Below are 25,624 nucleotides of genomic sequence, written 5' to 3' on the forward strand. Positions count from 1 at the left end.
CCCGGAGACGCGGTATCGAACGTGGTCATCGTCCGTCCCGGCACCACGGACGGGAAGATCAACGTCAAGAACTGTAGCCAAGTCCAAAGGGCGGCTCCGAGGGAAACAACCCAAGCTCTCTCGAAAGCCCAGGAAACCCACCTCGTCAGGCTGCATCGGGATGGGGCGCACACCACCACCGAAATCGCAGAACTCTTCGGCGTCGCCCGTTCCACCGTCTACCGGGCCATTCAACGCGCCGCTTCATCCTCGTGACTTTGCGGCCAGTGAGCCGGCGCATCGTGCCCCCGCCACACGCCCCTTAGCGCTCTACTGCAGCCGACTCCCGAACAAAGAGACGCATTGTGCATAGGACTTCGGACACCGGTGTGCCCATAGTCGACTGCACTACTCCCATAACCACGGTGATTTCAGTGCAGTCAGCTTCTGAAAATGACAATTTCACGGATCAGGACCTTACGGGACAGAGCCAGTAAGACGTCTCGTATCCCAAGGTCGAGACGTAAGCTACCGCCAGATCTCATTGGCTGGTTAGACCCGGGCGGTGAAAGCTGCCGCAATTTTGGCGTTTCCTCGCCACTGCTTCAGGGCGCTCCTGTCATTGCGGGGGGTGCATGAGTCGAAAGTCATTTCCATCCAACTCTTCATTGTCACGGGTTCTCTGCCGGAGGAGACTTGAGACGACGGCATCCCATCTTGGACCGCCTGCGAGGCCACCCGGCTGCGGGGCCTCACAGCAGCTTGTAGTGGCTTGGTTGATCAATGAGTTCTACGACACCCATAGAAAATGCCGCTCAGCGGTCGCGCCATCTCTTGCCCTTGGTGACTATCGCACTGATTGGATGTCTCGGTGGGTGCGAGTATGAGTCTTACGACGCCTCCCTGCCGTCTGCCAGTTCTCCGATGACGGAGGTTCGCACGGTCCCACCGCTGCCTGAGAGTCGCGACCCTCGCACGGTCCCGCCGCTGCCGAAGAGTGGCGATATCGACGCCGACACATATCTAGTCCCCGTCGACGGCTACAAGGAGCCTTTCCAGATCACCGTTCCAAGCGGCTGGTCTGCTCTCGACGGCAACAGCCTGGGCAAGGATGACCCGGATCACCCGGCTGAATGGGCCGTCTACCTGACCCTTGGGTCCGCGTTCTATGTGTCGATGGACGCATGCAACTGGAGGGGGGCCCTTGCCGATGTCGGTCCTGCGGTCGAGGCCTTCACTAGGGCTATGGCGGCGCAGTCGCCAACGGCAAGCACTCCTCCTGTCAAGGTCATGGTGGGCGATCACCCCGGCTTCGAGTTCGACCACTCCGTCGAGGGCGACGTGGACATCACAGCCTGCGACAGCGGCAAGTTCTGCATCCACTCAGAAATGATGTACCACTGCACACACTGGTACTCGACTCAGAATGAACACGAGACCTACCGGGTGGTCGACTTGGAGGGCCGGCGGGCTGTCGTTGCGGTGCGCTATATCGACGAATCGATCAATCCGGAGCTGATGAGAGAGGCGCGCGCCGTTTTCGACTCGATCGTGTTAGGGTCCTTCAAGTGACCAGGTGATCCGATAGGCCAGCGGTCTCCGACTCCTTCTCTGAACTCACCGGGGTGTCTCAAAGCCTCTGATTCTCGAAAAGCTGGGTTTCGAGGCGAGTTCGAGCCGGCGCCGAAGGAGGATGCCTGCTGGCCCGCACTAGCCCTGGGAGAATGATTCGAGGGCGACAAGGAGCGGCGCAAGAACAGCGCCATTTATCGCCAACATTCACAACCCACTTTAGAACCACTTTCCGCCAGGTTTCGGCGGCAGTACCAGCATGCCGTCAGAAACGGTCGTTTTTGACTGCCCGGGATCCCGAGGAAGCTCCAAGGCGACGTGATGCTGTCGAGCTGGATCCAAGGAGGGGCGATGACCTCCGTTGCATCGCGCGCCGGGACGAACTGTTTGGGATTCTGCCACGTTTCACATTCGCTCTCCTGATGCTGTTTGCGTCAGGTTCATCTTTGCGGAGTTCATTCCAGGGAGTGGGATTAAGCCAGCAATAGACAGCGTCTTTGAGGATGGAAAGCATTGGGACGATCTGGCTGACCGCAAGGACCGCGGTAATCTGATCCAGCGTCGCGGCGTTGTGGTTATAGCGAAATATATCGGCGGCTTCGGAGCACTCAGCGAAGTAGGCTGCCGCCGGGGCGTTGGCGCACGTCTTTGCCCAGATCCAGTCTGGTCCGTAGAGCGCGTGGGCCATTTCCGCCAAGGCCAACAACGAGAGGGCTATGACCAGCGCGACTCCGTAGTCGCTTCGCTGTTTCAGGTCACCGTGTATCAGAATGGCCCATGAACCAGCGAGCACGGCGACCGCAACCGCAGCAGCAATGAGAAGTTTGAGGTAACTGTCACCAAATTGGAGCGACGGGAAAAGGCCGACGGCCGGGACCGCCACAACAGCTAATGCGATGAATGTACCAACGACCCGGATCACCCAAGTCCGTTGTCGATGGAGCCAGCCCCCCCCTCCGGCCGGCAGTGAACAAATTTGATGACGGCCGAGCTCTCAAGATTCATCTACTTTCTTCACTGTCATTCAGCAATAACAGTAGCTACGAAGCGTGCTGTCTTCCCGGGAACACTTTATCCAAAGCCAAAACACGTCTCAGGAGGTCAATTCAAGCCGTGGGTGGCGGCATACCTGGCGGAGGGGCGACTGTACCTCTTTGGCCTCCGCAAGGATGATTGCTCACGGCCGACAGATCGAAGCGGAAAGGCTCGCAAGATCTCCGCAAAACGTACATGACTTCTGCCCTGAAAAGCCCAACGACTATGGAGCTTGAGACACTCCATAGTCGGACGACTTAACAAGACAACGAAAGACCTGAAACCTTCGCATGAAACAGGGTCCCGATCCCCGCCATGTCGGTGTCTCAAAAGCATTACCTTTCCAACACATTCGAACGTCACTGCGCTGCGCCGCAAAGCATTGACCGCCGGCATGAAATAGTCCGTATACAGTCTCGTGGAGCTGCTGGCGAATGCGTCGGGTATGGTCCAGGGAGACCGTCACACGATTCTTGGAGGAAGAACCATTAGTCAGCCACTTAACCACGTGACCGCGCCATCTGGCTGGTACGCGGACCCAGCCGGAACGATGAGGCTTCGTTGGTGGGACGGTGCCGCCTGGACAGACCAGTTAACCGACTTGCCCGCAGAAGGATCGAAAGACAGGCCCCTCTTGCCCCCAGGGACGCCCACATCTACGCCTTTTCTGTGGGCGCTGCTGTGGCTATCTGCCTTGTTTCTCATTTTGGACATTGTGGTGAAGTCTCTTCATGGCTACGCCATCGGACCCGACGGAGCCCAGCTCGCTGATCCCGATCTCGAACTTAGCCTTGGTGATCTAATCGTTGGCGGTGTCGCATTGCCCACGTGCGCGGCCAATGTCGTGATGGCCTACCTGGACCGGCGCAGACTCAAACGCCTTGGCGTCGTGCGCCCCTTCCACTGGGCCTGGGGGTTTCTCCCAAACATCTACGTCATCGGGCGGACGGTGGTCGTCCGCAAAGTTGTACCCCGCAGTTCCATCGCGCCGATCATGATCGCCATTGGCTTGAGCATAGTAAACGTGGTCACCAACTACAGCTGAGCCCGGGACCAGCCGCGTTAAAGAAGAAAAGCACCAGTTCCGAAGAACTGATGCTTCCCAGTGGTGGCTCCGACCGGCGTCGATCCGGTGACCTTTCGATTTTCAGTCGAACGCTCTACCAACTGAGCTACAGAGCCTAGGTGACATGTCACCTTGAGAACCGAATTTCTTCGGCGCTCAGAGCGACCCTGACGGGACTTGAACCCGCGACCTCCGCCGTGACAGGGCGGCGCGCTAACCAACTGCGCTACAGGGCCTTGCGTTTGCAGTATCTCTACCGCGTTTTTTTCAAGGCTTCTAGCTTACCAGACTTTTTTCACCCGGTTTACCACTTCCTTGCGTACCCCCAACGGGATTCGAACCCGTGCCGCCGCCGTGAAAGGGCGGTGTCCTAGGCCGCTAGACGATGGGGGCCTGAACTCAATTCGGATTTCGCAAAGAAAAGGGACGCTTTACGCGTTCTTTCCGTGTCTCGCTCGTCCGAACTGGACTCTAAAACTTTAGAGCATAGATGGCGATATTCCCAAATCGAGGTCTGCATGGTGTCCCGGACCACAGATCTGGGCCCTCGACGGGCCCCATCGAGGGTGCCAGCCGAACATTGGCAGGATCTTGTCCTGACGCGTCCGAAAACCGCCAGCCGCGCCCGGCCCCCGACGGATAGATTTGGCTCATGACAACCACCACCCCGGCCGAACCCGGCCAGCCTTCCCCGGGCCTGCCCCCGCGCACCACCCCCGCGCCGGGACCAGCCATCAGCAAGCTCGGCATCGCTGCCGTCATCATCACGGTCGTCCTGTGGGCCTCGGCTTTCGTGGGCATCCGTGCCGTCGGCCCCAGCTTCTCCCCCGGTTCCTTGACGCTCGGACGGTTGGCGGTTGCCGCCGTCGTGCTTGGAATCGTGGTGCTGCCGACGCTGAAGGTCTGGCCGAGCGGCCGCGAGTGGTTCCCGATCGTGGCATACGGGGTGATGTGGTTCGGCGGCTACAACGTGGCGCTGAACGCCGCGGAGCACATGCTCGACGCCGGCACCAGCGCCATGCTCATCAACGTCTCCCCCATCCTCATCGCCATACTTGCGGGTGTCTTCCTCAAAGAGGGCTTCCCCCGGTGGCTTCTGATCGGCAGCGGAGTGGCGTTCTGCGGCGTTGCGATGATCGCCTTGGGTTCCGGACAGCGGTCGACGGCGGACGTGGCCGGCGTGCTGTTGTGCTTGCTTGCCGCTGTACTCGCCTCGGTGAGCGCAATCCTGCAGAAACCCGTGCTCCGGAAGTTCACGGCAGGCCAAGCGACATGGTTCGGCATCATGGTGGGCGCGATCTGCTGCTTGCCGTGGACCGGTCAGCTCATCTCCGAAGTCCAAGCGGCGCCCCTCCCCGCCACGCTTGGCTTGGTCTACTTGGGGATCTTCCCGACGGCCATCGCCTTCACCACGTGGGCCTACGCGCTATCCCTGATCTCGGCCGGAAAACTGGCTGCCACTACGTACCTGGTTCCAGGCACCACCATTTTGATTTCCTGGGCGGTGCTTCAGGAAGTACCAACCATCTGGGGACTGATCGGCGGCGTCATCTGCCTGGTCGGCGTCGGTTTGACCCGGCGCCGGACCCGCCAACTCCGCCACTAACGGGCCATGCCCACCAGAAGTTCACGGTGCGTGGGAGGGTTGGCGCCCGAGCGGCCAACAGCAATTGAGGCGGCCATGGATGCGATGGTGCCGATCCGTTCCAACACAGTGGGCGCCATTCCATCGCTGCCCCGCAAGAGCAGCCCCATGATGAGCGCAGCCGTGAAGGAATCACCGGCGCCGATGGTGTCTGCCACGGTAGCCGGGACGGCCGGGATGTTGATGTGGATGTGCGTGGTTGCCATGAGCGCTCCCTTGACTCCTTGAGTCACCACAGCCAGCCCCGTACCAAGGGCCAAGAGGTGGTTCGCCGTATCCTCCAACGACTTGCCGGGGTACAGCCAGCGGGCGTCCGAGCCACTCATTTTTACGACGTCGGTCAGCGGCACCATCTCCTCGAACAGGGACAGAGCCTCGTGGTGGCTTCCAAGGAGGTCGGGGCGGATATTGGGGTCGTACGTGACCATGCATCCGCCCTGCGCCTGCTCCAGCAAACTCCTCACAACACTTGCGCCCGGCTCCAGGAACGTCGCGATGGAGCCCGTGTGCAGGATCCTTGGAGCGTACGGCAGGGCAAGTGGAGCCAGTGCCCAGTCAATGTCGAAGGTGTAATCGGCCGAACCGTCGGCAGTTATCCGGGCGGTCGCCGTCGCGGTTTTTCCTGCCGACATGGATCCGGGCAGCAGGACCACACCTGCGCGCTGCAGATGCGCGGCGATGGCATCGCCGCGCTCGTCCCGGCCTATGGCCGTCAGCAGGCCCGTTTTCACGTCCAGAAGGCCCAAGCCGTAAGCGACGTTGGCCGGCGATCCGCCCGGGTACTCCTTCTGCCCGTCAGCCGACTGGACGATGTCGATCAATGCCTCACCCACAACGACGACGTCGAGGGGCTCAGGTGCGAGGGAAGCGGTGCCGGTCATGCGGTTCCTGTGTCTGTTGAAAAGAGGATTGAGTTCAGTATCTCCCATCACACACCGCGCCAATGATGCCAAGGCGGACTAAAGTCGAATCATGCCCGCGAATCTTCCTCCCGGCCTGCCAATAGTTCCCGACGGCGAGCGCCCTTCGTCGCCGCTACGGGAACGGAATGCGGTGCACAGTCCTCTTGAGCATGCCCCGGTGGAGGAGGCCCATATTTCGGGGCCTTACGAGATGTCGCCCGAAGATTTTGAAGAAGCCGTCAGCGACGCCCTGCAGTTGATCCCGCCCAAAGCGGCCAGCGCAATGGATAACGTGGCGATCTTCATCGAGGACGACTACACGCCACAGCCAGGCGAAGATCCGGACACCGTACTCCTGGGACTCTACGAGGGAGTTCCGCTGACCGAACGCGATTCCTGGTGGGAAGCAGGTTCCCTTCCCGACCGGATTACGATCTTCCGCCAACCCATCCTGAACATCTGCAGCACCCGTGAAGAAGTCATTGATGAGGTGGCCATCACGGTGGTCCACGAGATTGCGCATCACTTCGGAATAGACGACGACCGCTTGCATGAGCTCGGCTGGGGCTAGCCTTATAGGCATGGGGCACGACCACAACCACTCCCACGGAGTCACAGCAACCGGCAAGCACCGGAAGCGGCTTATTGCCGTCCTCGCCATCACCTTAGGGGTGGTGGGCATTCAGGTGGTTGGCGCCGTCGTGTCCGGATCCTTGGCCCTGCTGGCCGACGCCGGACACATGCTCTCTGACGCGGCAGGTGTGTTCATTGCCCTCATGGCGGCGTGGATTGCCACCCGGCCCGCGAGCGACCAGCGAACCTACGGCTACCAAAGGGCCGAGGTTCTGGCTGCCTTGGCCAACGCCCTGATCCTGATCGTCATCGCCGTGGTGATCATGATCGAAGCCATCCGCCGCTTTGGCGAGCCAACCGAAATCCAAACGGACGTCATGCTGTGGGCCGCCATTCTGGGTGCTGTGGCCAACCTCGTTTCCTTGCTGATCCTCCAAGGAGCCCAGAAGGAAAGCCTCAATGTCCGCGGAGCCTACCTTGAAGTCCTCGGTGACCTCCTTGGCTCCATCGCCGTCATCGTTGCGGCTGTGGTGATCATGACCACGGGATTCAGCGCTGCCGACCCACTGGCGTCCGTGCTGATTGCCCTCATGATCATTCCGAGGGCCTGGCATCTGCTGCGCGACGTTGTGGATGTGCTTTTGGAAGCCACACCCAAGGGCGTTGATGTGAACATGATCCGGGAGCACATCATTGCCGTGGACGGTGTGGTGGATGCCCACGACATCCACATCTGGACCATTACATCCGGCGTTCCGGTGTTCTCAGCGCACGTGGTGGTGGAGGACGCGGTCCTCAATGCCAGCGGGGCGGACAACATCCTGGATCAGCTGGGCTCTTGCCTTGGCCGGCACTTCGACACTGAGCATTGCACTTTCCAGTTGGAGCCGGTGAGCCACTCCGAGCACGAGTCACACCAGCACGCCTGAGACTGTTTCACTGCCCGGAGTTTTCGGTGGTGATGGTCCCGGCAGCGCCGTCCACCGTGATGTGCTGGCCCGTGCTGATGCGCGATGTCGCGTCCGGGACGCCCACCACAGCAGGTATACCGTACTCACGGGCCACCACAGCTCCGTGCGAGTTGGCTCCTCCCATCTCCATGACCAGCCCACCGGCAGTGAGGAACAGCGGCGTCCACCCAGGGTCCGTTGACGGTGCCACCAAGATTTCTCCTGGTTCCAAGTGGGCGCCAACCGGATCCATGATGACGCGCGCAGGAGCAGACACCAGACCTGCCGACGCCGGACTGCCGGACAACGTGCCGGGGCGCTGCTTGCCTTCGTTCCGTCCGGGCCTAGCCTCAGGTTCAGTCCCGTCTGACAACAACACCCTGGGAATGTGCCTGCGGCGGAGTTCCTGGTGGTAAGCAGCACGACGTTCAGCAACGACCTCGTGGAGATCCTCTCCGGCCAAGGCGATCTCGACGTCGTCGAGGTCCAGGAAGAAGATGTCCTCAGCACGCTCGATCCGATGCGCTGCCACAAGCTCGTTCCCGATCAGGAGCAACTGCTTCCTCGCAGCTGACAGCCCCAAAACCAGGTTGTACTTGGGCAACTCCCGCAACCCGGCGAAGCGCCGTGTTCGGTCCAAAGCAAGTCTCACGATCACCGCGTGCAACGGACTCTTCGCCCTGGCGCGGGCCACGAAACGCGCTACTTGTTCATCGGCGTCGAGTGCTGATTGCGTGAACTGTTGGTCGGGAGCTTCGGCGCCGTCGGAGAGCCTCAAATAATTGGCTATGACACCAAGTATGTGCGTAGGGTCATCGGACCAGCGGGGCATGCCAAGGTCGATCTCTGCAACCGCCCTGTGTCCATATTTCCCCAGGAACCTCTCAAGACCGGTCTGCGCAGCTGCCGGCAGCTTGGCTGCCCGATACTGTTCCACCAGCTCTGCCGGCGTTCGGCCAACCATGGAAGCAACGGCGGCCGGATCCTCACGAATTTCAGAGGCGACCTGCCACAAAGCCAAGTCCATCTCCGTGGTGACGTTGTTAGGTAGGCCACGGACTACTGTTTGCAGCTCGCTGTAGGGCGCTTGGTCACCAAGAATCCGCCTCACCAGTGCCAACATCGCGAAGCCGAGCGCAGGAAGGGGCAACACCTGCGGAACCGTCGCGAACACTTCCTCTCCCAGGATTCTCTGGACGTGACCGAGCCGCTGGTGGGGTGTGGCTCCACTGGGGACGGAGAAGGTGCTGCGTAACTCCGTGCTGAGCCGCTCCACACGCCGCATTGCTGAGCTTGGACGAAACAGACCGCGGAACAATGACTCCGGGACACGGTACTTAGCCGCCACCGGGGCGACATGGCGGATCAGCTTCCTGGGTGTCTTGATAGTCACAGCGAAGCGCGGGTCGTCGAAGAGTCCACGCATGATGGCTGCGGAGCGGGCTTCCATCAGGTCAAAAACCCGTGGCACGATTGTCCGGCCCACCCGGCTTCGCAGCACCGCGGTGAAGTCGAAGAAGATTCGTTGTCCGGCCTCGTAATAGGCAGGCGGCCCTGACCGGGGATCGGGAACGTCGAAAGCCGCCGTTTTGGCGACACTTGAGGCTATCAGCCTGATACCGGCCAACCCCATGGGCGTCAGAGGCCTGGTGAGGCCCTGAGCGAGGCTGAAGTTCAGGAACCCGTGCTCGCCGGGGGCCGGGGGCGTGCGTGTGGTTTGCGGGTACAGCGTGGTGATGGGCCTGGCTTGCGTAAGCCACAACTTTCCGTTGTCGTCGGTTGCCCATTCGGTGTCTTGCGGAGCGCGGTAATGCTCTTGGACCTCCAGGCCCAGCTTGGCAAGCTCGAGGACCTGACGGTCACTGAGGCAGGGCTGCGGTTCCTCAATTCCTGGTTGACTGGGGAGTTCCAAGCGTTCCGTGCCGCCGCCGGGCTTGGCACGGATCTCCACTTGCCTATCCCCCACGGCCCTTTCCGCAATGGCACCGCGATGAGCGTCCACAACGTAATGATCCGGATTCACAGCGCCCGAAACCACGGCCTCCCCTAAGCCAGGACTGGCATCAATGACGGTCTCATGGCGATTCCCCGTCACCGGGTTGGCGGTGAACATAACACCCGCGGTGACGGCATTCACCATTTCCTGCACGACCACAGCGAGGGACACAGTTCCGTGGTCGATCCCATTTGTGGTCCGGTAGTTCACTGCACGATCTGTCCACAGCGATGCCCAGCAGCGGCTCACGGCATCAAGGACGGAGTCAACGCCAACCACGTTCAGGAAGGTGTCCTGCTGTCCGGCGAAGCTGGCGAACGGCAAGTCCTCTGCAGTGGCCGACGACCTCACCGCAACAGGTACGTTGTCCCCCAAATCTTCATAGGCAGACCGTACGGCTTCGGCGATCCCATCGGGCACCCCGGCGTCGAGGACCAAGGACCGGGCGCGGGCGGCAAGCTCATTGAGCTGGTCCATGCCGGAGGCGCCCATGCCGGAGGCGCTGGTGTCGGAGGCGTCCATCCCGGAGGCGCTGGTGCCGGAGGCGCTGGCCTCATCCAAAGCCGCAAGGACAGACTCCAGGCCCACAGCCGAGAGAGCCTGCCGGTATGCGGCAGTTGTGAGGCAGAAACCGCCAGGCACGGGCAGGCCAGCTTTGGCCAGTTCGCCCAAGTTGGCGGCCTTGCCTCCGACGCTGGGAAGCATGGTTCCCCGGATTTCGGCGATGTCCAGAACCAACTGCGGACCGGACGTGCCAAGCCCCTCGTCTTGATCCTGTGACGGCTCCCCGGGCCGCTTCTTGTCCATGGACGTAACAGGCCCGGGCTTAAGCGCCGAGCATAGGCCCAAACTTTTGACGGTCAGCGAGCCGGGGATCCTCACGGTCCGGAACAACCATTACCGGCCCCTTGGAGTGGTGCAGGACTCCGTCCGATGTGGAACCCAACAGCATCCCCGCGAAGCCGCCACGGCCCCGTGTACCCAGAACCACCAGCTCGACGCTGCGGCTGGTTTCCACCAGAACATCAACGGGGGACCCATCCCGGAGTTCCGTTTCCATGGGCAGCGAAGGGAAGTGGCTTCTGAGCCAATCAGCCCCGGCGTCCAGCTGGACTTTGATATCCGCAAACAAGGCATCCCGGTCCAAAGGTGCCGGAACCCATGCCAGGGAGCCGCTGTACTGCGGCACAGCACAAATCACCCGGAGTTTGGCACCCATGCGCTGTGCCTGCTCGGCAGCTTCGAGCACGGCCACACGGGCCTGCTCGGAACCGTCCACGCCTACGGCAACTACGTTTTCCACAGTACGTGGGCCTGCCTTGGCATGTTCAGCCTTGATGTGTTTGTCCTCAGTGCTTTCACCAAGGCGGTCGGCACAGTAGAGCGGGACTGTCACCGTGGGGCATTTGGCGTGGGCGGGCAAGGCGCTGCTGACCGAGCCAAGCAAACGCCCAACAAATCCGCCGCGACCCCGGCTCCCGAAGACAAGGAGGGCGGCTTCGCTGGAGAGATCCAACAGGACACCGGCGGCGTCGCCGTTCTCCACGGATGCGTCGACATCGATGGCATATCCGGACACCTTGTCCAGAGCCTGCCGAACGATCGCATCCGCGCCTTCGCGAATCACGGAATCATCGACTGTTGCGTAGCCGCCATCCAGCCCGGACGCGGCGAAGATCGGCACAGAGTATGCCGTGACAATATGCAAGGGAAGTTGCCGACGTTCAGCCTCCCGCGCGGCCCAAACCAAAGCACACTGACCATGCTCTGAACCGTCCACTCCCACCACGATGCCACCTGGTTCCACGGCCTGATCCTGACCGTCCTGGGGCTCTTCACTGTGTCTGCCGTGCTGGTCCATGGGGGCCTGCCTCTCCACCTACTGCTTGATGTTCCGGCTATTCTGCCAGAGGTTCTCCGCGTCGGATTCCCTCGCTGTTTCATTGTCAATGGCCGGAGCAGGAGAAACCGGGAAATTTCTCCTCCCAATGCCAACTATTCTCGGTCGGCAGGACCGAATCAAGGCGACATTAGGCTATGTGCATAACGGTCCGGGCTCGGTTCCCGGCCTTCCACATTGCGCTCCGGACGAACACACAAAACGCGCAGTCGCGGAGGCTATCCATGGCCGAAAAAGTTCGGTAGTGTTCGAGTCACCGAATGGCCGGCCAACGTGTTTCACAGCACACTCCGGCCATTTATTTGCGGCCGCTTGGGGAACTCGGACGCGATCCCACGCGATGCCGTAAGGCACACACGTCAAGGAGGAACCAAGCAGTGTCACTCACGCCTGATTCCGGCACGGAGCGCACCACCACCGTGGTCATCGGAGCCGGCCTGTCCGGCTTGGCAGTTGCCAGCGAACTCAGCCGCTATGGCGTGGGCTCAATCGTCGTGGACGGGTTTGGTGCGTTGTCCACCACCGGTCCTTCCGTCCATACAGGCATGATTCAACGCACCGAGGTGGCCGATCCTGCAGCCATGCAGGAACGCAACGAGATCCTCCGACACCTGCGGAACTACGCCGCCAACCACCAACTGGACGTCCGCAACACCACCCGCGCCGTCCGTCTTGATTTCCTGGGCTCAGACCCCTCCCGGCAAATCGGATACGGGCCAGCCGCCAGCATGACCACAGCGGGCCTGAGAACGGGCCTCCACGTATCAGGCCCCTTCGAGTCCACTCCACGCCAGTGGGCAGTCCACACCGCCAACGGCGTTCTCTTGGCAGACCACGTAGTAGTGACGCGCTGCGCCCAAAGCCAGCTGCGCCGCATGCTCTCCGAACTTGGAATAGCAGTTGGCCAGAACTTCGCGGCCGCCATGCGTGCGGTAGGGATGCACCTGGTGGGCGTTGGGGACCTTATCACCCCGTCTCCCAAGGAAGTGCTCCGCCAAGCCAAGGCAGTGGGCCAAGCCATCTCTTCAAAGGTAGCCCTGCCCGCAGGTCCGGGCATCGCCCTCGCCTAGGGGCATCGCCCTCACCTAGGGCATTACGCCTAGGGACGACGCCCAAAGGCCCACTAGCCCACACGGGCCCCGCCGCCCACGCGACTATCGACCCGCCGTCGAACGTTCCCCGCTGAACATTCTTTCCCCGCTGAACATTAACAAACAGAACTTAACGCCAAAGGCCGGCACCTCCAAAGACATTAGTCTTTGAAGGCACCGGCCTTTGAACTGAAGCGTGAGGCTTTATGCGCCAGCGCGTACGTAGGTCAGGGGACCCGTTGCGGTCAACCAGCTGATCGGGTGGATGCCCGTCTGGTTGCCGTTGATGCCACCGCTGATTGCCTGGCCGTTGCCGATGTAGATAGCAACGTGGCCGGACTGGACGATCATGTCACCGGGCTGGGGATCGCTAACGACCTTGCCGTAGTTCATGAACTGCATGGGACCGAGGTCGCCTACGGGGATGCCCGCGGAGCCGAGAGCCTTCTCGACCATGGCGGTGCAGTCCTGGAAGACGCCGATCTGTGCGTAAGCCGAAGCAACCATGGCTGCGTTGACGCCGCCAACGGCGGGAGCAGCAGCTACAGGAGCAGGGGCAGCCGGTGCGGCAGCCACAGGAGCAGCAGCAACCGCAGCCTGGGCGGCGACAGGAGCTGTTGCAGCAGCAGTGGTGACTGCTGCCTTCTGGACCACAGGAGCCTCAACAACGGGAGCCGGCTTTTCGATAACCGGAGCTGCTACGGAAGCAACGGCCGGACGCTCGAAGTTGACGGTAGCCGTTGCCAGAGCGGTAACAACCTTGGTGGGTGCCTCGGAAACGGTCTCTGCGACCGTTGCGGGGCTGGAGTCGCGCTGAACCGGAGCCTCAGCTGCGTGAGCAGCAATGGAGCCGGTCAAAACGAGGCCCGAGGCTGCTGCGATTACAGCTGCCTGGCGGCCAGCGCCGGAAGCGTTGCTGGCTACTGCCTTCGAGATGGAGATGAACGGATTAGGACGTACGCTGTCCGCCTTACGACGGCCGCGAAGAATGCGTGAAGACATGAAAGAGCCTCTCCCGATGCCTGCGAGGTTAGCTGTCGGATTCGGATGGGAGTCACCCGGCCACTATCCCCCGCTGTTCAGCGGAAGCTTCGTGACTTCACCCCAAGGCACGCTCGAAAGCGGCCTAAATTGGGTTCCCCGTCTCTGCCGTAGGTTTGTCTGCGAACGGATTCCGGACTGCGGCAGAGCTAGGCAATCAGGCCGGAAGTGCCCGCTACGTGGAACAGGCACAGGTACTACCGTACGCGATGATTCGGCCGAAGTCACATTTAAGTAACGGGAAGTGGGCTTCTGGCGTGTCGCAGTGTCCGTTTCGAGATATTCGCAGGTACGTAGAAAACCGCGTTATTCCGCGGGAGTATCGCCTTCAGGGCTGTTGGAAGCTGCAAGTTTCTTCCGTGCGGTAACAGCAAGGTAAACAACGAGGCCCACAGCAACAGCAGCCAGCCCGACAATGCTCCAAGGGAAGGGTTGGGAGGCGTCAGCGGCCGGCTCGCTGCTGCCCGTTCCCGGCGCTGCGGGCGCTGCGGTGCCCGCCGTAGGTACTGCGGCTGACGGCGCCGACACCGACGGCGTGGCACCAACCGGGCCAGTCGCCGTCGTCGTGCTTTCCGCGGTGGCTGTGAACGTGAAGGTGCCCTCAATGGGGTGCGAATCCGAGCTGACTACGCGCCATACCACCGTGTATTCACCAGCAGGAGCGCCCTCGCGAAGCTTTTGGACGGCTTGGTTGTCAATGATTTCCACCGGACCGTCCGCCCAGTTCTCACCGCCGGCCGTCACGGTTACACCGGAACCGATCGCGAGCGGGCGGTTGTTGAACGTGATGGAGACCGACGCCGGGACTTCCGCCACGCTGGCACCGTTTGCTGGCGCGGTTGACTCGGCGACGTCGTGCGCGGACGCCGGAGCCGCGGAAAACAGCAAGGCGGACGCGAAAGCGAGGGCAGCGACGACGGCGGCCAGAAGCGGGCGGATGGTACGCATGGGGCGGTTTCTCCTAGTGTTGGCTTCCTTACAGACTAGGCGAATCGTTCAGAGTGCCCACAGGACAACATAGGATTTGAGAGCAAACTCCCCTCGATCCTCGGAGACCTTCATGCTGAAACAAGGTTCTGCAATCGACCGCTACTTCAAAATCTCCGAACGTGGATCCACGTATTCGCGGGAAATCCGTGGCGGCTTCGCGACCTTCTTCGCCATGAGCTACATCGTGGTGCTGAACCCGCTGATCCTCTCCGGACCCGACTCCAGTGGAGTGTCGCTGGGCTTCACGGCTGTGGCAGCCACCACGGCGTTCGTTGCCGGCATCTTGACCATACTTATGGGTGCATGGGCCAAACATCCGTTTGCCGTGGCAACAGGCTTGGGCGTCAACGCCTTCGTCGCAGTCACAGTGGCTTCCCACCCCGGGCTGACGTGGCCGGACATGATGGGGCTCGTAGTGCTATCGGGCGTCACCATGCTCATCCTGGTGCTGACCGGTTTCCGGACAGCCGTGTTCAAGGCGGTTCCGGAGGCCCTGAAGACGGCCATTGTTGTGGGCATCGGCCTCTTCATCGCACTCATTGGCCTGGTCAACGCCGGTTTTGTCCGCCGCATCCCCGATGCCGCCGGCACCACCGTTCCCCTGGGCCTGGGCGTCGACGGGAAGCTCATGGGCTGGCCGACACTCGTTTTCGCAGTGGGCTTGATCCTGACCATCGCCCTGGTGGTCCGAAAGGTCCGCGGCGCCATCCTGATCGGCATCGTCGTCTCCACCGCGCTGGCCGCCATCCTCGAATTTACGCTGCACATCGGCCCAAGCTTCGACGGAACCAACGTCAACCCCCGCGGCTGGTCCCTGGTGGCGCCCAAGCTCACCGAATGGGGCGCCCCCGATCTGTCCCTCATCGGCAAAGCCAACCCCTTCGGTGCTTTTGAACACCTCGGCTTCATCGCCGCGGCTTTGCTGGCATTCGTGATCCTCCTGAGCATCTTCTTCGACGCCATGGGCACCATGGTTGGCTTGGCCAACGAGGCCGGAACCGTGGACAAAGACGGCAACATCCCCAACGTTGACCGTGTCCTTCAGGTTGATGCACTCGGTGCAATCGTGGGCGGCGGAGCCTCCGTTTCCTCCAACCAGATCTTCGTCGAGTCCGGCGCCGGCATTGGCGAAGGCGCCCGAACCGGCCTCGCCTCGATCGTCACCGGTGTCCTCTTCCTTGTGGCCATGTTCTTCACGCCGCTCATCAACCTGGTGCCGTTCGAGGCCGTGGCCCCCGCCCTGGTGGTCGTGGGCTTCATGATGGTCTCCCAGGTGGGCAAGATCGATTGGCAGGACTGGGGCGTCGGAATTCCCGCGTTCCTGACCATCGCCCTCATGCCGTTCACCTATTCAATTGCCAACGGCCTCGGCGCCGGTTTCATCTCCTATGTCCTGATCCGCACGTTCCAGGGCCGCGCCCGCGAAGTCCACCCCTTGATGTGGGCTGTGGCAGGCGCGTTCCTGCTGTTCTTCGGCATCGGAACTGTGGAGGAGTTGTTGGGCGTTAAGTAGCTCCTCGCTGAGGTGGCTCCGAGCAGGAGTCCGGGGTTTCAGACACCCCCGTGACGGAATGGCTGGTTTTGGGGTCCCATGTCCGGTGTGCTTGAAGCATGGAAACCAGCCCCTTCACCGTAGATGTCGCGCCTGCCCCCTGGACGGGTCGTTTTGATGGCGATGGCGATGAACACCGGCGGTGGTGGCAAGCAGTAGCACCCCACGAGGTGTCTGCCTCCGAAGCAGCCTCGCGACCCGCCGTCGTGCTTGGCTTTTGCAGCGACGCCGGCGTCCTCCGGAACCAGGGGCGCGTAGGCGCTGCTGCCGCTCCCGCCGCCATCCGCTCTGCGCTGGGATCGCTGGCCTTCCACCATGATCGTGACGTGTTCGACGCCGGTGATGTGGTTGTGGAGGACGACTCACTGGAGGCGGGCCAAGAGCGCGCCGGACGCGCCATCTCGGGACTGCTCGACGCCGGGAACCTCACCGTGGTGCTGGGCGGCGGCCATGAGACCGCCTTCGCCAGCTACTTGGGCGTGGCTGGTTCTGCAGCGGTTCGTGGCAAGCGACTGGGTGTGCTGAACCTGGACGCCCACTTTGACCTGCGGGATGAACCGACGCCCAGCTCAGGGACGCCCTTCCTGCAGATGGCCCAAGCGGAAGCTGCCGTGGGGCGTGAACTGCAGTACGCCGTCGTCGGCATCTCGGAACCGAACAACACACGGACTCTCTTCAACACCGCCGAACGTTTGGGTGTGAAATACCTGCTTGATGAGCAGTGCACTCCGGAAGCAGTGGAGGTCTTTATTGCGGACTTCCTGGCCGGAGTGGACGTATTATACCTGACCATCGATCTGGACGTGATGCCGGCGTCGGTGGCACCCGGGGTGAGCGCGCCCGCTGCATACGGTGTGCCGCTGCCGGTGATCAGTGCGATTTGCAGGCAAGTCGCTACCAGCGGAAAGTTGCTGCACCTGGACGTGGCAGAGCTGAATCCGGAGTTCGACATCGATTCCCGGACCGCGAAGGTTGCCGCGCGGCTGATCAACACGCTCCTGGCGTAGACGCTTTTGGCGTAGACGGGTTTGGAAGGCCCTGTTCATGGATACATTCCTCCACATAGCCTGTGTGGAGGAAAGGACAGCGATGCGCACACCTCTTGTGCAGGAGAAGTGGGCTTGGGTTGCAGGGCTGGCAGCAGTGGCCCTTGGATTGGCCGCGCACATGCTGGCTGGTGGCAGCATTCCCGCCGTCCCCGTCCTTCTGGGCTTCGCCGCACTGTCCTGTCTGGCGGCCCAACTCGTTACCCGCTGGGTGCACGGACCCCTGTTGTTGCTGCTGCTGTCCGGTCTTGCCCAGCAGTTGCTGCACCTGGGTTTTGACGCCTTTGGTGGGTACTTTCCCGGCAACGGGTTCCTGGATCACTTGCACGGCGGCCCGGTCTTGGGGGACACGCCGGCAAGGGCAGTAGCCAGTGGCGGCTCCGTTCACCTCCTGCTGTACACGCACATGGCCGCGGCCATCCTCACACTCTTGACCGCCTCCGGAGTGATGAAGCTTGCAGGACGTGCGTCATCGACGGCAACGGAAAGCCACACAGCGTAGCCCGACGAAACCACACGTAGCCCTGCGAAGCAGCGCACGCGGGTTCGAATCCCGCCACCACGTCTTGGGGGCGCAAACCTCCCGCGAGGTGGCATTTAATGCCAATGTTTCCCTCAAACATTGGCATTAAATGCCACCTCGCGGGAGCATGAAGTGAGGCGCAGGGACTTCGCCCGGCCGCATCACACGGCCGCTCCATTGCGCAGCGGAGGCGCACGGAAATGTCACCCAGGATGGAGCCGGCGGACGGATTCCTGACCGACTACTACGAGCATGTGTCCCAGGACGACGTCCGCAACTACACCTCCGAAACACTGCTGGAACGTGCCCGCTACCACCGGTCGTTGGCTGAACGGCGTGAGCCGGGCCAGGCGGTGATCGGGGTCCTCCACGAGGCCGATACCAGCGTGGTTGCGATCGTCACCGACGACATGCCTTACCTTCTCCCCTCCGTCACCGCAGAGATCGCCCGGGACACCGCTTCCCTCCGGCTCCTGGCCCACCCAACCTTCAGTGTCGAACGTGACCCCGTCACTCGCCGCCTGACCGAAATCCACAGGGCACCGCACCGCACGGGGTTGCCCACCGGCGTCGAACCTTCCGCGGCCGGCAACAGTCCGCGCCCGCCCACCCAACAAAGTGATTACGACGGCGGACCGCTCGCCGAGGCTTGGATGGCGATCGAGATCCCACGGCTGCCGGACGCGGCGGCGACAGAGCTTCTTGTTGTGCGCCTCCATGGAGTCCTGCAGGATGTCCGGTCAGCAGCGGAGGACTCCGAAGCAATCCATCAGGAACTGGCAAGCGCGGTCAGGGCATTGGGCGAGCCCGGACAGTCGGGCTCCGAATCCAAGGAGGCGCAGGAACTGCTGGAGTGGCTCGGCGAAGGGAACTTTGTGTTCCTTGGATACCGCGGGCATCGTGGGCTTGGCATACTGCGGGATTCATCGGAGGTGCCCTACAGAAATGAGGAGGCGGCGCACGCCCACCTCCTCACCCTCACCAAGTCCACGCAGCGCTCTACGGTCCTGCGTCGCGCGTACCTCGACGAAATAAGCATCGCCACGGCCGGGACGGCGGTCCGCGAGCAAACATTTGTGGGCCTTTTCTCCCCGAGCTCCACGTCCCGTTCAGCTCTGGAGACTCCCGTCATCCGCGACACCGTGAACGAAGTGCTGCAATCGTTTGGCTACCCGCCAAGTTCGCATCACGGCAAGGAGCTCCTGGCTGTCATGGAGTCGTATCCGAGGGACGAACTTTTCCATATTGATGCAGAGCAGTTGGCCACCCATGCCCGTGAGATCCTGCGCCTCCAGGAGCGCCACAGCACGCGGCTGTTCCTTCGTCCGGACTCCTACGGGCGGTTCATGACGGCGCTCGTGTTCCTGCCCCGTCGTCGTTACAACACCGCAGTCAGGCTCACCATCGAACGTGAACTTCGTGAGGCCTTCGGCTCGGACTCCATTGAGTTCGAGCTCCGTTTGGGCGAATCCGCCATGGCGCGCGTCTTTTTCCGCATCCTTTTGCCTCAGGCGACGTCGTCGCACCAGGGCGCTTCCGGCGTCGTTGATGCCTCGGTCCTGGAGCCGCGGATCATCGCAGCTACCAGGACGTGGGCGCAGGGCTTGGCCGAGGCGCTGCAAGCGCGGTATCCCTCCGATGAGGCAGCCCGGCTGTCCCGACAGTGGGCTGCCGCGTTCCCTGCCAGTTACAAGGCCGATTACGAGGTGGAGGACGCTGTTGAGGACATCACCAAATTCGAGAGCTTTCCACCCGGCGAAAGCGAGGAAACCGATCCTTTGCTGACGGTCTACAAGCGCCCGGGAACTGCAGTCCTCACGGAGGATGCCCGCATCCGGCTGTACTTGACCCGCCCCCAGAGCCTCACCCAGATCCTGCCGTTCTTCCACAACCTTGGGTTGAAGGTCCTGGACCAGCGTCCGTTCGACGTGCAGCGTGGGGACGGCCGGCAGTTCTTTCTATACGACCTCGGGCTCAAGTATCCGCGCGGTGTGGACCCTCTGACAACGGGCGAGCTGCTGGCCGGCGCGTTCTGCGCCGCCGTGCGCGGCGACGCGGAGTCGGACGCATTTGATGCCCTTGTCATCAGGGAAGGCATCGACTGGCGGAGGGTGGCCATCCTGCGCGCCTATGCCAAGTACTTACGACAACTGGGGAGCACCAACTCGTACGGTTTTATCGCGGACACGCTAAAGGAGAACACGGAGTCAACGCACGCGTTGCTGGAGCTCTTCGAGGCGAAGTTCAACCCGGACAACTATGCGCCAGACCTGTTCGATCCAGAGCTCAACAACCGTACCGCGGTGCAGTCCGGAAGTGACGTTTTCGAGGAAGGCGGCAGCGAACTGAGCCACCGGACGCAGGCAATCCACGCGGCCCGGTCCAGACTTGGCCGAGCGATCGACGCTATCCCCGTCCTTGACGCAGACCGCCTCCTCCGGACACTGTCCAGCCTGGTCGAAGCCACACTGCGTACAAATTTCTACTTGGACAAGCCGTACACCAGCTTCAAACTCAATCCGTCCAAGATCTCGGCAGCACCAGCGCCCCGGCCAACATTCGAAATCTGGGTCTACTCGCCCCGGGTTGAAGGGGTCCACCTGCGCTTCGGGCCGATAGCCCGCGGAGGACTCCGATGGTCGGACAGGCGCGAGGACTTCCGCACGGAGATCCTTGGGCTGGTGAAGGCACAAACAGTGAAGAACGCGGTGATCGTTCCCACCGGAGCCAAAGGCGGCTTCTTCCCCAAGCGGCTCCCCGACCCGGCGGAGGACCGAGCTGCCTGGCTTGCAGAGGGCCAGGCAAGCTATCGGACTTTCATCCGCGGGCTGCTGGACATCACGGACAACCTCGTACCGGATCCCGACGGCGGCACCAACGGTCGCGTCGTGGCGCCACCTCGCGTGGTGCGGCACGATCGGGACGACTACTACTTGGTTGTCGCCGCGGATAAGGGAACAGCCGCCTTCTCGGACATCGCGAATGCCCTCGCAGGCGAGTACGGTTTCTGGCTCGGGGACGCCTTCGCTTCCGGTGGGTCCGTGGGCTATGACCATAAGCAGATGGGCATTACCGCCCGCGGTGCTTGGGCATCGGTGCGGCACCATTTCAGTGAACTCATGATCGATTCCCGAGCCGAGGACTTCACGGTGGTGGGCATCGGTGACATGAGCGGCGATGTTTTCGGCAACGGCATGCTCCTCTCCAACCACATCAAGCTGGTGGCCGCGTTCGATCACCGGCACATCTTCCTTGACCCCACACCAGACCCTCTCGAGTCCTACGCTGAGCGGGAACGTCTTTTCAAACTCCCCCGTTCCAGCTGGGCTGACTACGATCGCAGCAAACTGAGCGACGGAGGCGGCATCTTTGCACGCACGGACAAATCCATCCTGATCACCGACGAGGTCAGGGTCGCGCTGGGTTTGGAAGAATCTGCCGGATTGGCGGATGGCGCCGATCCGAAGGGGCAGCTGGCCATGAGCCCGCAGGAGCTTCTTAAGGCAATCCTCGTTGCCCCGGTGGACCTCCTGTACAACGGCGGAATTGGTACCTACGTCAAGGCATCCATGGAGTCCAGCGCCGACGTTGGGGATAAAGCGAACGACGCCATCCGCGTCAATGGCAACCAGCTCCGCGCCCACATCATCGTCGAAGGCGGCAACCTCGGTGTCACGCAGCGAGGCAGGATTGAGGCGGCCCTGGCGGGCATCCTGGTGAACACGGATGCGATCGATAACTCGGCGGGAGTGGACTGCTCGGACCACGAGGTCAACATCAAGATCTTCCTGGACCGTATGATCGCCGCGGGCAGGATGTCCGCGGCGGAACGGACGGCCCTCCTTCATTCCCTGCAGGGCGAAGTGGGGCGTCTGGTGCTCAAGACCAACGATGACCAAAACGTCCTGCTTCTGAATGACAAACAGCTTGCCGTCGAATGGAGCCCGAGCTTCGAAAGGACCATGGACTGGCTGGAGTCCGTCACGGGCCTGGACCGGGGATTGGAGTTTCTCCCGAGCAACGAGGAACTGCAGGCCCGAGTCCTCACGGGCAAGGGATTGACCACTCCCGAACTCGCAGTGCTGGCCGCCTACGCGAAGATCGAGTTGGCCCGGGAACTCACGGAGGGCGGCCTTGCTGACGATCCATGGTTCTCGCAGACGCTCCGCGACTACTTCCCCAAACAGGTCTCGGAGCGGTTCGGCGAACATCTGTCCACCCATCCGCTCCGCCGGGAAATCGTTGCCACGGTGGTGGCCAACGACATGATCAATATGGGTGGTATTGCCTTCGCTTTCCGCGCCATGGAAGAGACCACGGTGTCAGCGGCTGCAGTGGCCCGCGCCTTCGTGGTGATGCGGAAAATCTGGGATCTGGACTCGGTCACCCAAGCAATCGCCCAACTGCCGGCCAGCACACCCAGCGAGCATGGCGCAGCTGTAGCCCTGGACGTGCGGCGCCTGTTGGACCGGTCCGTGCGCTGGTACGTGACCCACGACTTCCGCGACAAACCTATCGCTGATGCCTTGGCCCGGTTGGAGCACCCCATGTCCCTGATGCGTGCCAATTTCACCGGGTTGCTGCATGGCATCAATCTGGCGCACTCCCTGAAGCGCCTTGCCCACACTGACGCCGTGGGGTTGCCCCGCCCTTTGGGGATCCGCGCTTCAGAACTCCTGGTCAGCTATGGCCTGCTGGACATTTCAGCCATTGCCGAGGAACTGCAGGAGCCGGCAGAGGGTGTGGCGGAGGTGTACTTCGCTGTGTTTGAACGGATCTCCGCCATCCCATTGCTGGAGCACATCACCATGCTCCCGCGCGACACCCACTGGGAGTCGTTGGCGAGGGCTGCGCTAAGGGACGACATGTATCTGGTGCTGGCTGACATGACCAAGGCCGTGGTCAGGCATACCGCACGAGCCTCTGCTTCAGTGGCCGATCCCGAAGAACGGATCATGGATTGGGAGCACGGAAACATCGAACAGCTGGCGCGCGTCCAGGAGACCATCCAGGAAGCCATCAAGCCAGGTCCGGTGGATATTGCCGCACTTTCGGTGGCAGTAAAACTACTCCGCGCCATGGTTCGCCGATGAGACCCGGATCACTGGCCTGCCGGTCATCTTACAAATATCTGACGCCCAACCCCTATGCTTGATGGGTCGCCCTCGCATGCGGCAAGTAATAGGAGGCCCCCAAATGACCCCTGCAATGATTGCAGAACGCGAAATTCGCCTGTCCTTTTCCAAGGCAGACGAGATCCACGACGGACTCGACCGCGCCGTGGATGCCCTGATCGAAAACGCAGCAGCAGACGCTAACTGCGGCATCCTGGTGACCCGGCACGAGCCCGGCACCTACACTGTGGCTCTGGACGAATCCGTTCCCTTCGGTCAGACCCGGGAAGTACTCGCTGCCTGACTGCCACACCTGGCAGCACTCACGGCAGCGAACAAAAACAACTACCAACCCAAGTAGGTCGCAGTTCAGGTCGTTCTGAGCCCTCAGAACGACCTGAACTGCGACTCAGTTGGGTGCCTACGCCCGGCGGATAGTGACGCCGTCGGACTTCATGAACAGTTCCTTGCCCTCTTCGGTAACGCCCGACCCCAAGTGCTCAAGCCATACAACGTTTCCGCTTCGGGAAACTTCCTCGATCCGGCCGGCGGCGATCACGTGGGCGTATTTGACCACTTCCACCCGCTCGCCAACTTTCAGCGTCTTCCAGTCTGTAACCGTAGCCGTGTGAGCGCTTCGCCTGGACAGGACTGCTCCGCGTGCCTTCATTGAACTTCTACCCCTTTGTGGATGTTCTCTGTTGTGTATTGAGTTGTGTGAACGGTTGACCGTCAGGCCCACGACATCGTTGGCGTGGACGTGACGTACACCATAAGTTCTACTACATTTGCCACGCCCCGGTGCTTGCATTGCGAACAAAGACCGGGGCGTGACAAACAAGCCCATCAAATGAGCGTTTTATTCGACGTCAGGCCAAAATCCCGACGGCGGATTCGGCGGCCGCACGGACCGCGCCGGAGCCAACCAAACGGTCAGCTGCTTCCAGTTCCGGCGACAGGAACCTGTCGCTGCCCGGGCCTTGGACCACTTCACGAAGCACCTCAAGCACGGCCGTGCCAGCCGGTCCCGGGGTGAGTTCGCCGTCGGACATCTGCGTACGCATGTCGATGGCGCGCGCGCTGGTGACAAGCTCGACGGCGAGCACGCGGCGGAGGTTCTCCACAGCCTTGCGCAGCTTCCGGGCAGCGTGCCAGCCCATGGACACGTGGTCTTCCTGCATTGCGGAGCTCGGGATGGAGTCCACCGACGCCGGAACGGCGAGGCGCTTGTTGTCCGAAACCAGGCCTGCCTGCGTGTACTGGGCGATCATGAGACCGGAATCGACACCGGGGTCCCCGGCGAGGAAGGCCGGGAGTCCGTGCGAGCGGGCCGGATCAAGCATGCGGTCGGTGCGGCGCTCGGCGATGGAGCTGAGGTCCGCCACCGCAATGGCCAGGAAGTCCAGGACGTAGGCCACGGGGGCGCCGTGGAAGTTGCCGTTGGACGTGACGCGGCCGTCGGGCAGCACCACCGGATTGTCAATGGCTGCTGCGAGTTCGCGGGAAGCCACCAGCGCGGCGTGGTCCACGGTGTCGCGGACGGCGCCGGCAACCTGCGGGGCGCAGCGCAGCGAGTAGGCGTCCTGCACCTTGGTGTCGTTGATCCGGTGGGACGCGACGATGGGCGAATTGGACAGCACGCGCAGCATGTTGTCAGCGCTGGCAGCCTGGCCCGGGTGGGGACGCAGTGCTGCGTGGAGCTCCGGGAGGAATACCTGGTCCGTGCCGAGCAGCGCCTCGACGCTGAGCGCCGCGGTGACGTCCGCCGTCGCAAGCAGCAAACGGATGTCGGCGATGGCCATCAGGAGCATGCCGAGCATGCCTTCGGTGCCGTTGACCAGGGCCAGGCCCTCTTTCTCGGCCAGCGTGACCGGCTCGATGCCGTGCTGCGCGAGCAGTTCAGCGACAGGCGCCTTGCCGGCGGTTCCGTACAGTTCGCCGTCGGGGCCCGTTGCTTCGCCTTCGCCCATGAGGACCAGTGCGCAGTGGGACAACGGAGCGAGGTCGCCGGAGCAGCCCAGCGAACCGAACTCGCGGACCAGCGGGGTGATGCCGGCGTTGAGGACGTCCACCATGGTCTGCAGGACCACGGGGCGGACGCCGGTGCGGCCCGATGCCAGGGTCTTGGCGCGGAGGAACATGATGCCACGGACCACTTCGCGTTCAACGGCCGGGCCCATGCCGGCAGCGTGGCTGCGGATCAGCGACTTCTGCAACTGCGTGCGGAGGTCGTTGGGGATGTGGCGGTTAGCCAGTGCGCCGAAGCCCGTGGAAATGCCGTAGGCCGGGATCTCGCTGGTGGCGAGGTCGTCAATGTGGGCGCGGACCTTGGCCACGTTGTCCAGGGCTTCCGGGGAGATGGTCACCTTGGCGTCATGACGCGCGACGGCGACGACGTCTTCCGGAGTTACCCCGCTGGAGCCGAGGGTAACGGTCAAGGGTTCGTGGGTTGTGATAGTCACTTTGCTGCCTACTTCTCGTTCATGGGGATGCGGACGCCGCGTTCGTTGGCTACCTCGATGGCGCGGTCGTAGCCGGCGTCGACGTGGCGGATGACGCCCATGCCCGGGTCGTTGGTCAGGAGCCGTTCGAGTTTCTGGGCTGCCAGGTCAGTACCGTCAGCGACCGAAACCTGCCCGGTGTGGATGG

The 25,624-nt window shown here is 62.2% G+C and carries 19 protein-coding genes, 3 tRNA genes, 3 pseudogenes and 1 riboswitch; of the genes and pseudogenes, 13 read left to right on the forward strand and 12 right to left on the reverse strand.

Translation table 11 applies throughout. The features are described from left to right. Nucleotides 1-73 precede the first annotated feature (73 nt). Nucleotides 74-255: pseudogene (locus tag RIF72_RS18255) on the forward strand (helix-turn-helix domain-containing protein); the annotation flags it as partial. A 507-nt stretch (nt 256-762) separates the two neighbouring features. Next, nucleotides 763-1,551: a hypothetical protein gene (locus RIF72_RS18260; protein ID WP_309076246.1), complete on the forward strand. Its 789-nt coding sequence runs from the start codon at nt 763-765 to the stop codon at nt 1,549-1,551. A gap of 265 nt (nt 1,552-1,816) precedes the next feature. Here the strand turns inward: RIF72_RS18260 and RIF72_RS18265 are convergent, their stop codons facing one another. Further along, on the reverse strand, nt 1,817-2,473 hold the full coding sequence (locus RIF72_RS18265) for a hypothetical protein (protein ID WP_309076247.1): 657 nt from the start codon (nt 2,471-2,473) through the stop codon (nt 1,817-1,819). A gap of 558 nt (nt 2,474-3,031) precedes the next feature. Between RIF72_RS18265 and RIF72_RS18270 the strand changes: the two are divergent. Beyond that, nucleotides 3,032-3,184, forward strand: a pseudogene (locus tag RIF72_RS18270) (DUF2510 domain-containing protein); the annotation flags it as partial. A gap of 120 nt (nt 3,185-3,304) precedes the next feature. After that, nucleotides 3,305-3,631 carry a hypothetical protein gene (locus tag RIF72_RS18275; RefSeq protein WP_309076263.1) on the forward strand — a complete coding sequence of 109 codons (327 nt, stop codon included), beginning with the start codon at nt 3,305-3,307 and terminating at the stop codon, nt 3,629-3,631. A 61-nt stretch (nt 3,632-3,692) separates the two neighbouring features. On the opposite strand, the gene RIF72_RS18280 is transcribed toward RIF72_RS18275, so the two are convergent. From RIF72_RS18280 to RIF72_RS18290, 3 genes are all read right to left on the reverse strand, one after another. Then, nucleotides 3,693-3,768: transfer RNA gene (locus tag RIF72_RS18280), tRNA-Phe, on the reverse strand. A 46-nt stretch (nt 3,769-3,814) separates the two neighbouring features. Continuing rightward, nucleotides 3,815-3,888: transfer RNA gene (locus RIF72_RS18285), tRNA-Asp, on the reverse strand. A gap of 84 nt (nt 3,889-3,972) precedes the next feature. Next, nucleotides 3,973-4,045 (reverse strand) — tRNA-Glu (locus tag RIF72_RS18290). A 259-nt stretch (nt 4,046-4,304) separates the two neighbouring features. On the opposite strand from RIF72_RS18290, the gene RIF72_RS18295 reads away from it, so the two are divergent. Continuing rightward, nucleotides 4,305-5,258 (forward strand): DMT family transporter, encoded by a 954-nt coding sequence (locus RIF72_RS18295; RefSeq protein WP_309076248.1) that lies wholly within the window; start codon nt 4,305-4,307, stop codon nt 5,256-5,258. Here RIF72_RS18295 and RIF72_RS18300 read toward each other — a convergent pair. Next, nucleotides 5,255-6,178 (reverse strand): carbohydrate kinase, encoded by a 924-nt coding sequence (locus tag RIF72_RS18300; protein WP_309076249.1) that lies wholly within the window; start codon nt 6,176-6,178, stop codon nt 5,255-5,257. The two genes, RIF72_RS18295 and RIF72_RS18300, sit on opposite strands and share 4 nt — an antisense overlap. Nucleotides 6,179-6,269: 91 nt before the next feature. Here RIF72_RS18300 and RIF72_RS18305 point away from each other — a divergent pair, with 91 nt between their 5' ends. Next, entirely contained in the window at nt 6,270-6,770 is a 501-nt protein-coding gene (locus RIF72_RS18305) for a metallopeptidase family protein (protein ID WP_309076250.1), read from the forward strand. A gap of 10 nt (nt 6,771-6,780) precedes the next feature. Continuing rightward, nucleotides 6,781-7,701: a cation diffusion facilitator family transporter gene (locus RIF72_RS18310; protein ID WP_309076251.1), complete on the forward strand. Its 921-nt coding sequence runs from the start codon at nt 6,781-6,783 to the stop codon at nt 7,699-7,701. Between the two features lie 7 nt (nt 7,702-7,708). Here RIF72_RS18310 and RIF72_RS18315 read toward each other — a convergent pair whose 3' ends face one another. Together RIF72_RS18315 and RIF72_RS18320 are read right to left on the reverse strand one after the other, a co-directional pair. Continuing rightward, nucleotides 7,709-10,525, reverse strand: coding sequence for a PEP/pyruvate-binding domain-containing protein (locus tag RIF72_RS18315; protein WP_309076252.1), 2,817 nt, complete (start codon nt 10,523-10,525; stop codon nt 7,709-7,711). A 19-nt stretch (nt 10,526-10,544) separates the two neighbouring features. Then, nucleotides 10,545-11,579: a universal stress protein gene (locus tag RIF72_RS18320; RefSeq protein ID WP_309076253.1), complete on the reverse strand. Its 1,035-nt coding sequence runs from the start codon at nt 11,577-11,579 to the stop codon at nt 10,545-10,547. Nucleotides 11,580-11,995: 416 nt separating this feature from the next. Between RIF72_RS18320 and RIF72_RS18325 the strand changes: the two genes are divergently transcribed. Further along, nucleotides 11,996-12,688, forward strand: a complete 693-nt coding sequence (locus RIF72_RS18325; RefSeq protein ID WP_309076254.1) for an FAD-binding protein — start codon at nt 11,996-11,998, stop codon at nt 12,686-12,688. 225 nt (nt 12,689-12,913) lie between these two features. Here the strand turns inward: RIF72_RS18325 and RIF72_RS18330 are convergent, their stop codons facing one another. Together RIF72_RS18330 and RIF72_RS18335 are read right to left on the reverse strand one after the other, a co-directional pair. Beyond that, nucleotides 12,914-13,711 carry an NlpC/P60 family protein gene (locus tag RIF72_RS18330; protein WP_309076255.1) on the reverse strand — a complete coding sequence of 266 codons (798 nt, stop codon included), beginning with the start codon at nt 13,709-13,711 and terminating at the stop codon, nt 12,914-12,916. A 3-nt stretch (nt 13,712-13,714) separates the two neighbouring features. After that, a riboswitch (cyclic di-AMP (ydaO/yuaA leader) is annotated at nt 13,715-13,906 on the reverse strand. Between the two features lie 150 nt (nt 13,907-14,056). Next, complete coding sequence (locus tag RIF72_RS18335) at nt 14,057-14,698, reverse strand: copper resistance protein CopC (RefSeq protein ID WP_309076256.1); 642 nt, start codon at nt 14,696-14,698, stop codon at nt 14,057-14,059. Nucleotides 14,699-14,810: 112 nt separating this feature from the next. On the opposite strand from RIF72_RS18335, the gene RIF72_RS18340 reads away from it, so the two are divergent. The 5 genes from RIF72_RS18340 (at nt 14,811) to RIF72_RS18360 (ending at nt 23,279) form a co-directional block, all read left to right on the forward strand. Beyond that, nucleotides 14,811-16,253, forward strand: coding sequence for an NCS2 family permease (locus tag RIF72_RS18340; RefSeq protein ID WP_309076257.1), 1,443 nt, complete (start codon nt 14,811-14,813; stop codon nt 16,251-16,253). Nucleotides 16,254-16,351: 98 nt separating this feature from the next. Further along, nucleotides 16,352-17,299, forward strand: coding sequence for a formimidoylglutamase (gene hutG / locus RIF72_RS18345; RefSeq protein WP_309076258.1), 948 nt, complete (start codon nt 16,352-16,354; stop codon nt 17,297-17,299). Nucleotides 17,300-17,381: 82 nt separating this feature from the next. Continuing rightward, nucleotides 17,382-17,840 carry a hypothetical protein gene (locus RIF72_RS18350; protein WP_309076259.1) on the forward strand — a complete coding sequence of 153 codons (459 nt, stop codon included), beginning with the start codon at nt 17,382-17,384 and terminating at the stop codon, nt 17,838-17,840. A gap of 233 nt (nt 17,841-18,073) precedes the next feature. Continuing rightward, on the forward strand, nt 18,074-22,954 hold the full coding sequence (locus RIF72_RS18355; RefSeq protein WP_309076262.1) for an NAD-glutamate dehydrogenase: 4,881 nt from the start codon (nt 18,074-18,076) through the stop codon (nt 22,952-22,954). A gap of 103 nt (nt 22,955-23,057) precedes the next feature. After that, a complete protein-coding gene (locus RIF72_RS18360) occupies nt 23,058-23,279 on the forward strand; it encodes a hypothetical protein (protein WP_017198995.1) in 222 nt (73 codons plus the stop codon). A gap of 117 nt (nt 23,280-23,396) precedes the next feature. Here RIF72_RS18360 and RIF72_RS18365 read toward each other — a convergent pair whose 3' ends face one another. From RIF72_RS18365 to RIF72_RS18375, 3 genes and pseudogenes are all read right to left on the reverse strand, one after another. Next, nucleotides 23,397-23,645 (reverse strand): hypothetical protein, encoded by a 249-nt coding sequence (locus RIF72_RS18365; RefSeq protein ID WP_309076260.1) that lies wholly within the window; start codon nt 23,643-23,645, stop codon nt 23,397-23,399. Nucleotides 23,646-23,844: 199 nt separating this feature from the next. Beyond that, complete coding sequence (gene hutH, locus RIF72_RS18370) at nt 23,845-25,437, reverse strand: histidine ammonia-lyase (protein ID WP_309076261.1); 1,593 nt, start codon at nt 25,435-25,437, stop codon at nt 23,845-23,847. Between the two features lie 8 nt (nt 25,438-25,445). Beyond that, nucleotides 25,446-25,624 (reverse strand): annotated as a pseudogene (locus RIF72_RS18375) (urocanate hydratase); the annotation flags it as partial.

Origin of the sequence: Paenarthrobacter sp. (genome assembly GCF_031180005.1) — a bacterium.
GTDB lineage: Bacteria > Actinomycetota > Actinomycetes > Actinomycetales > Micrococcaceae > Arthrobacter.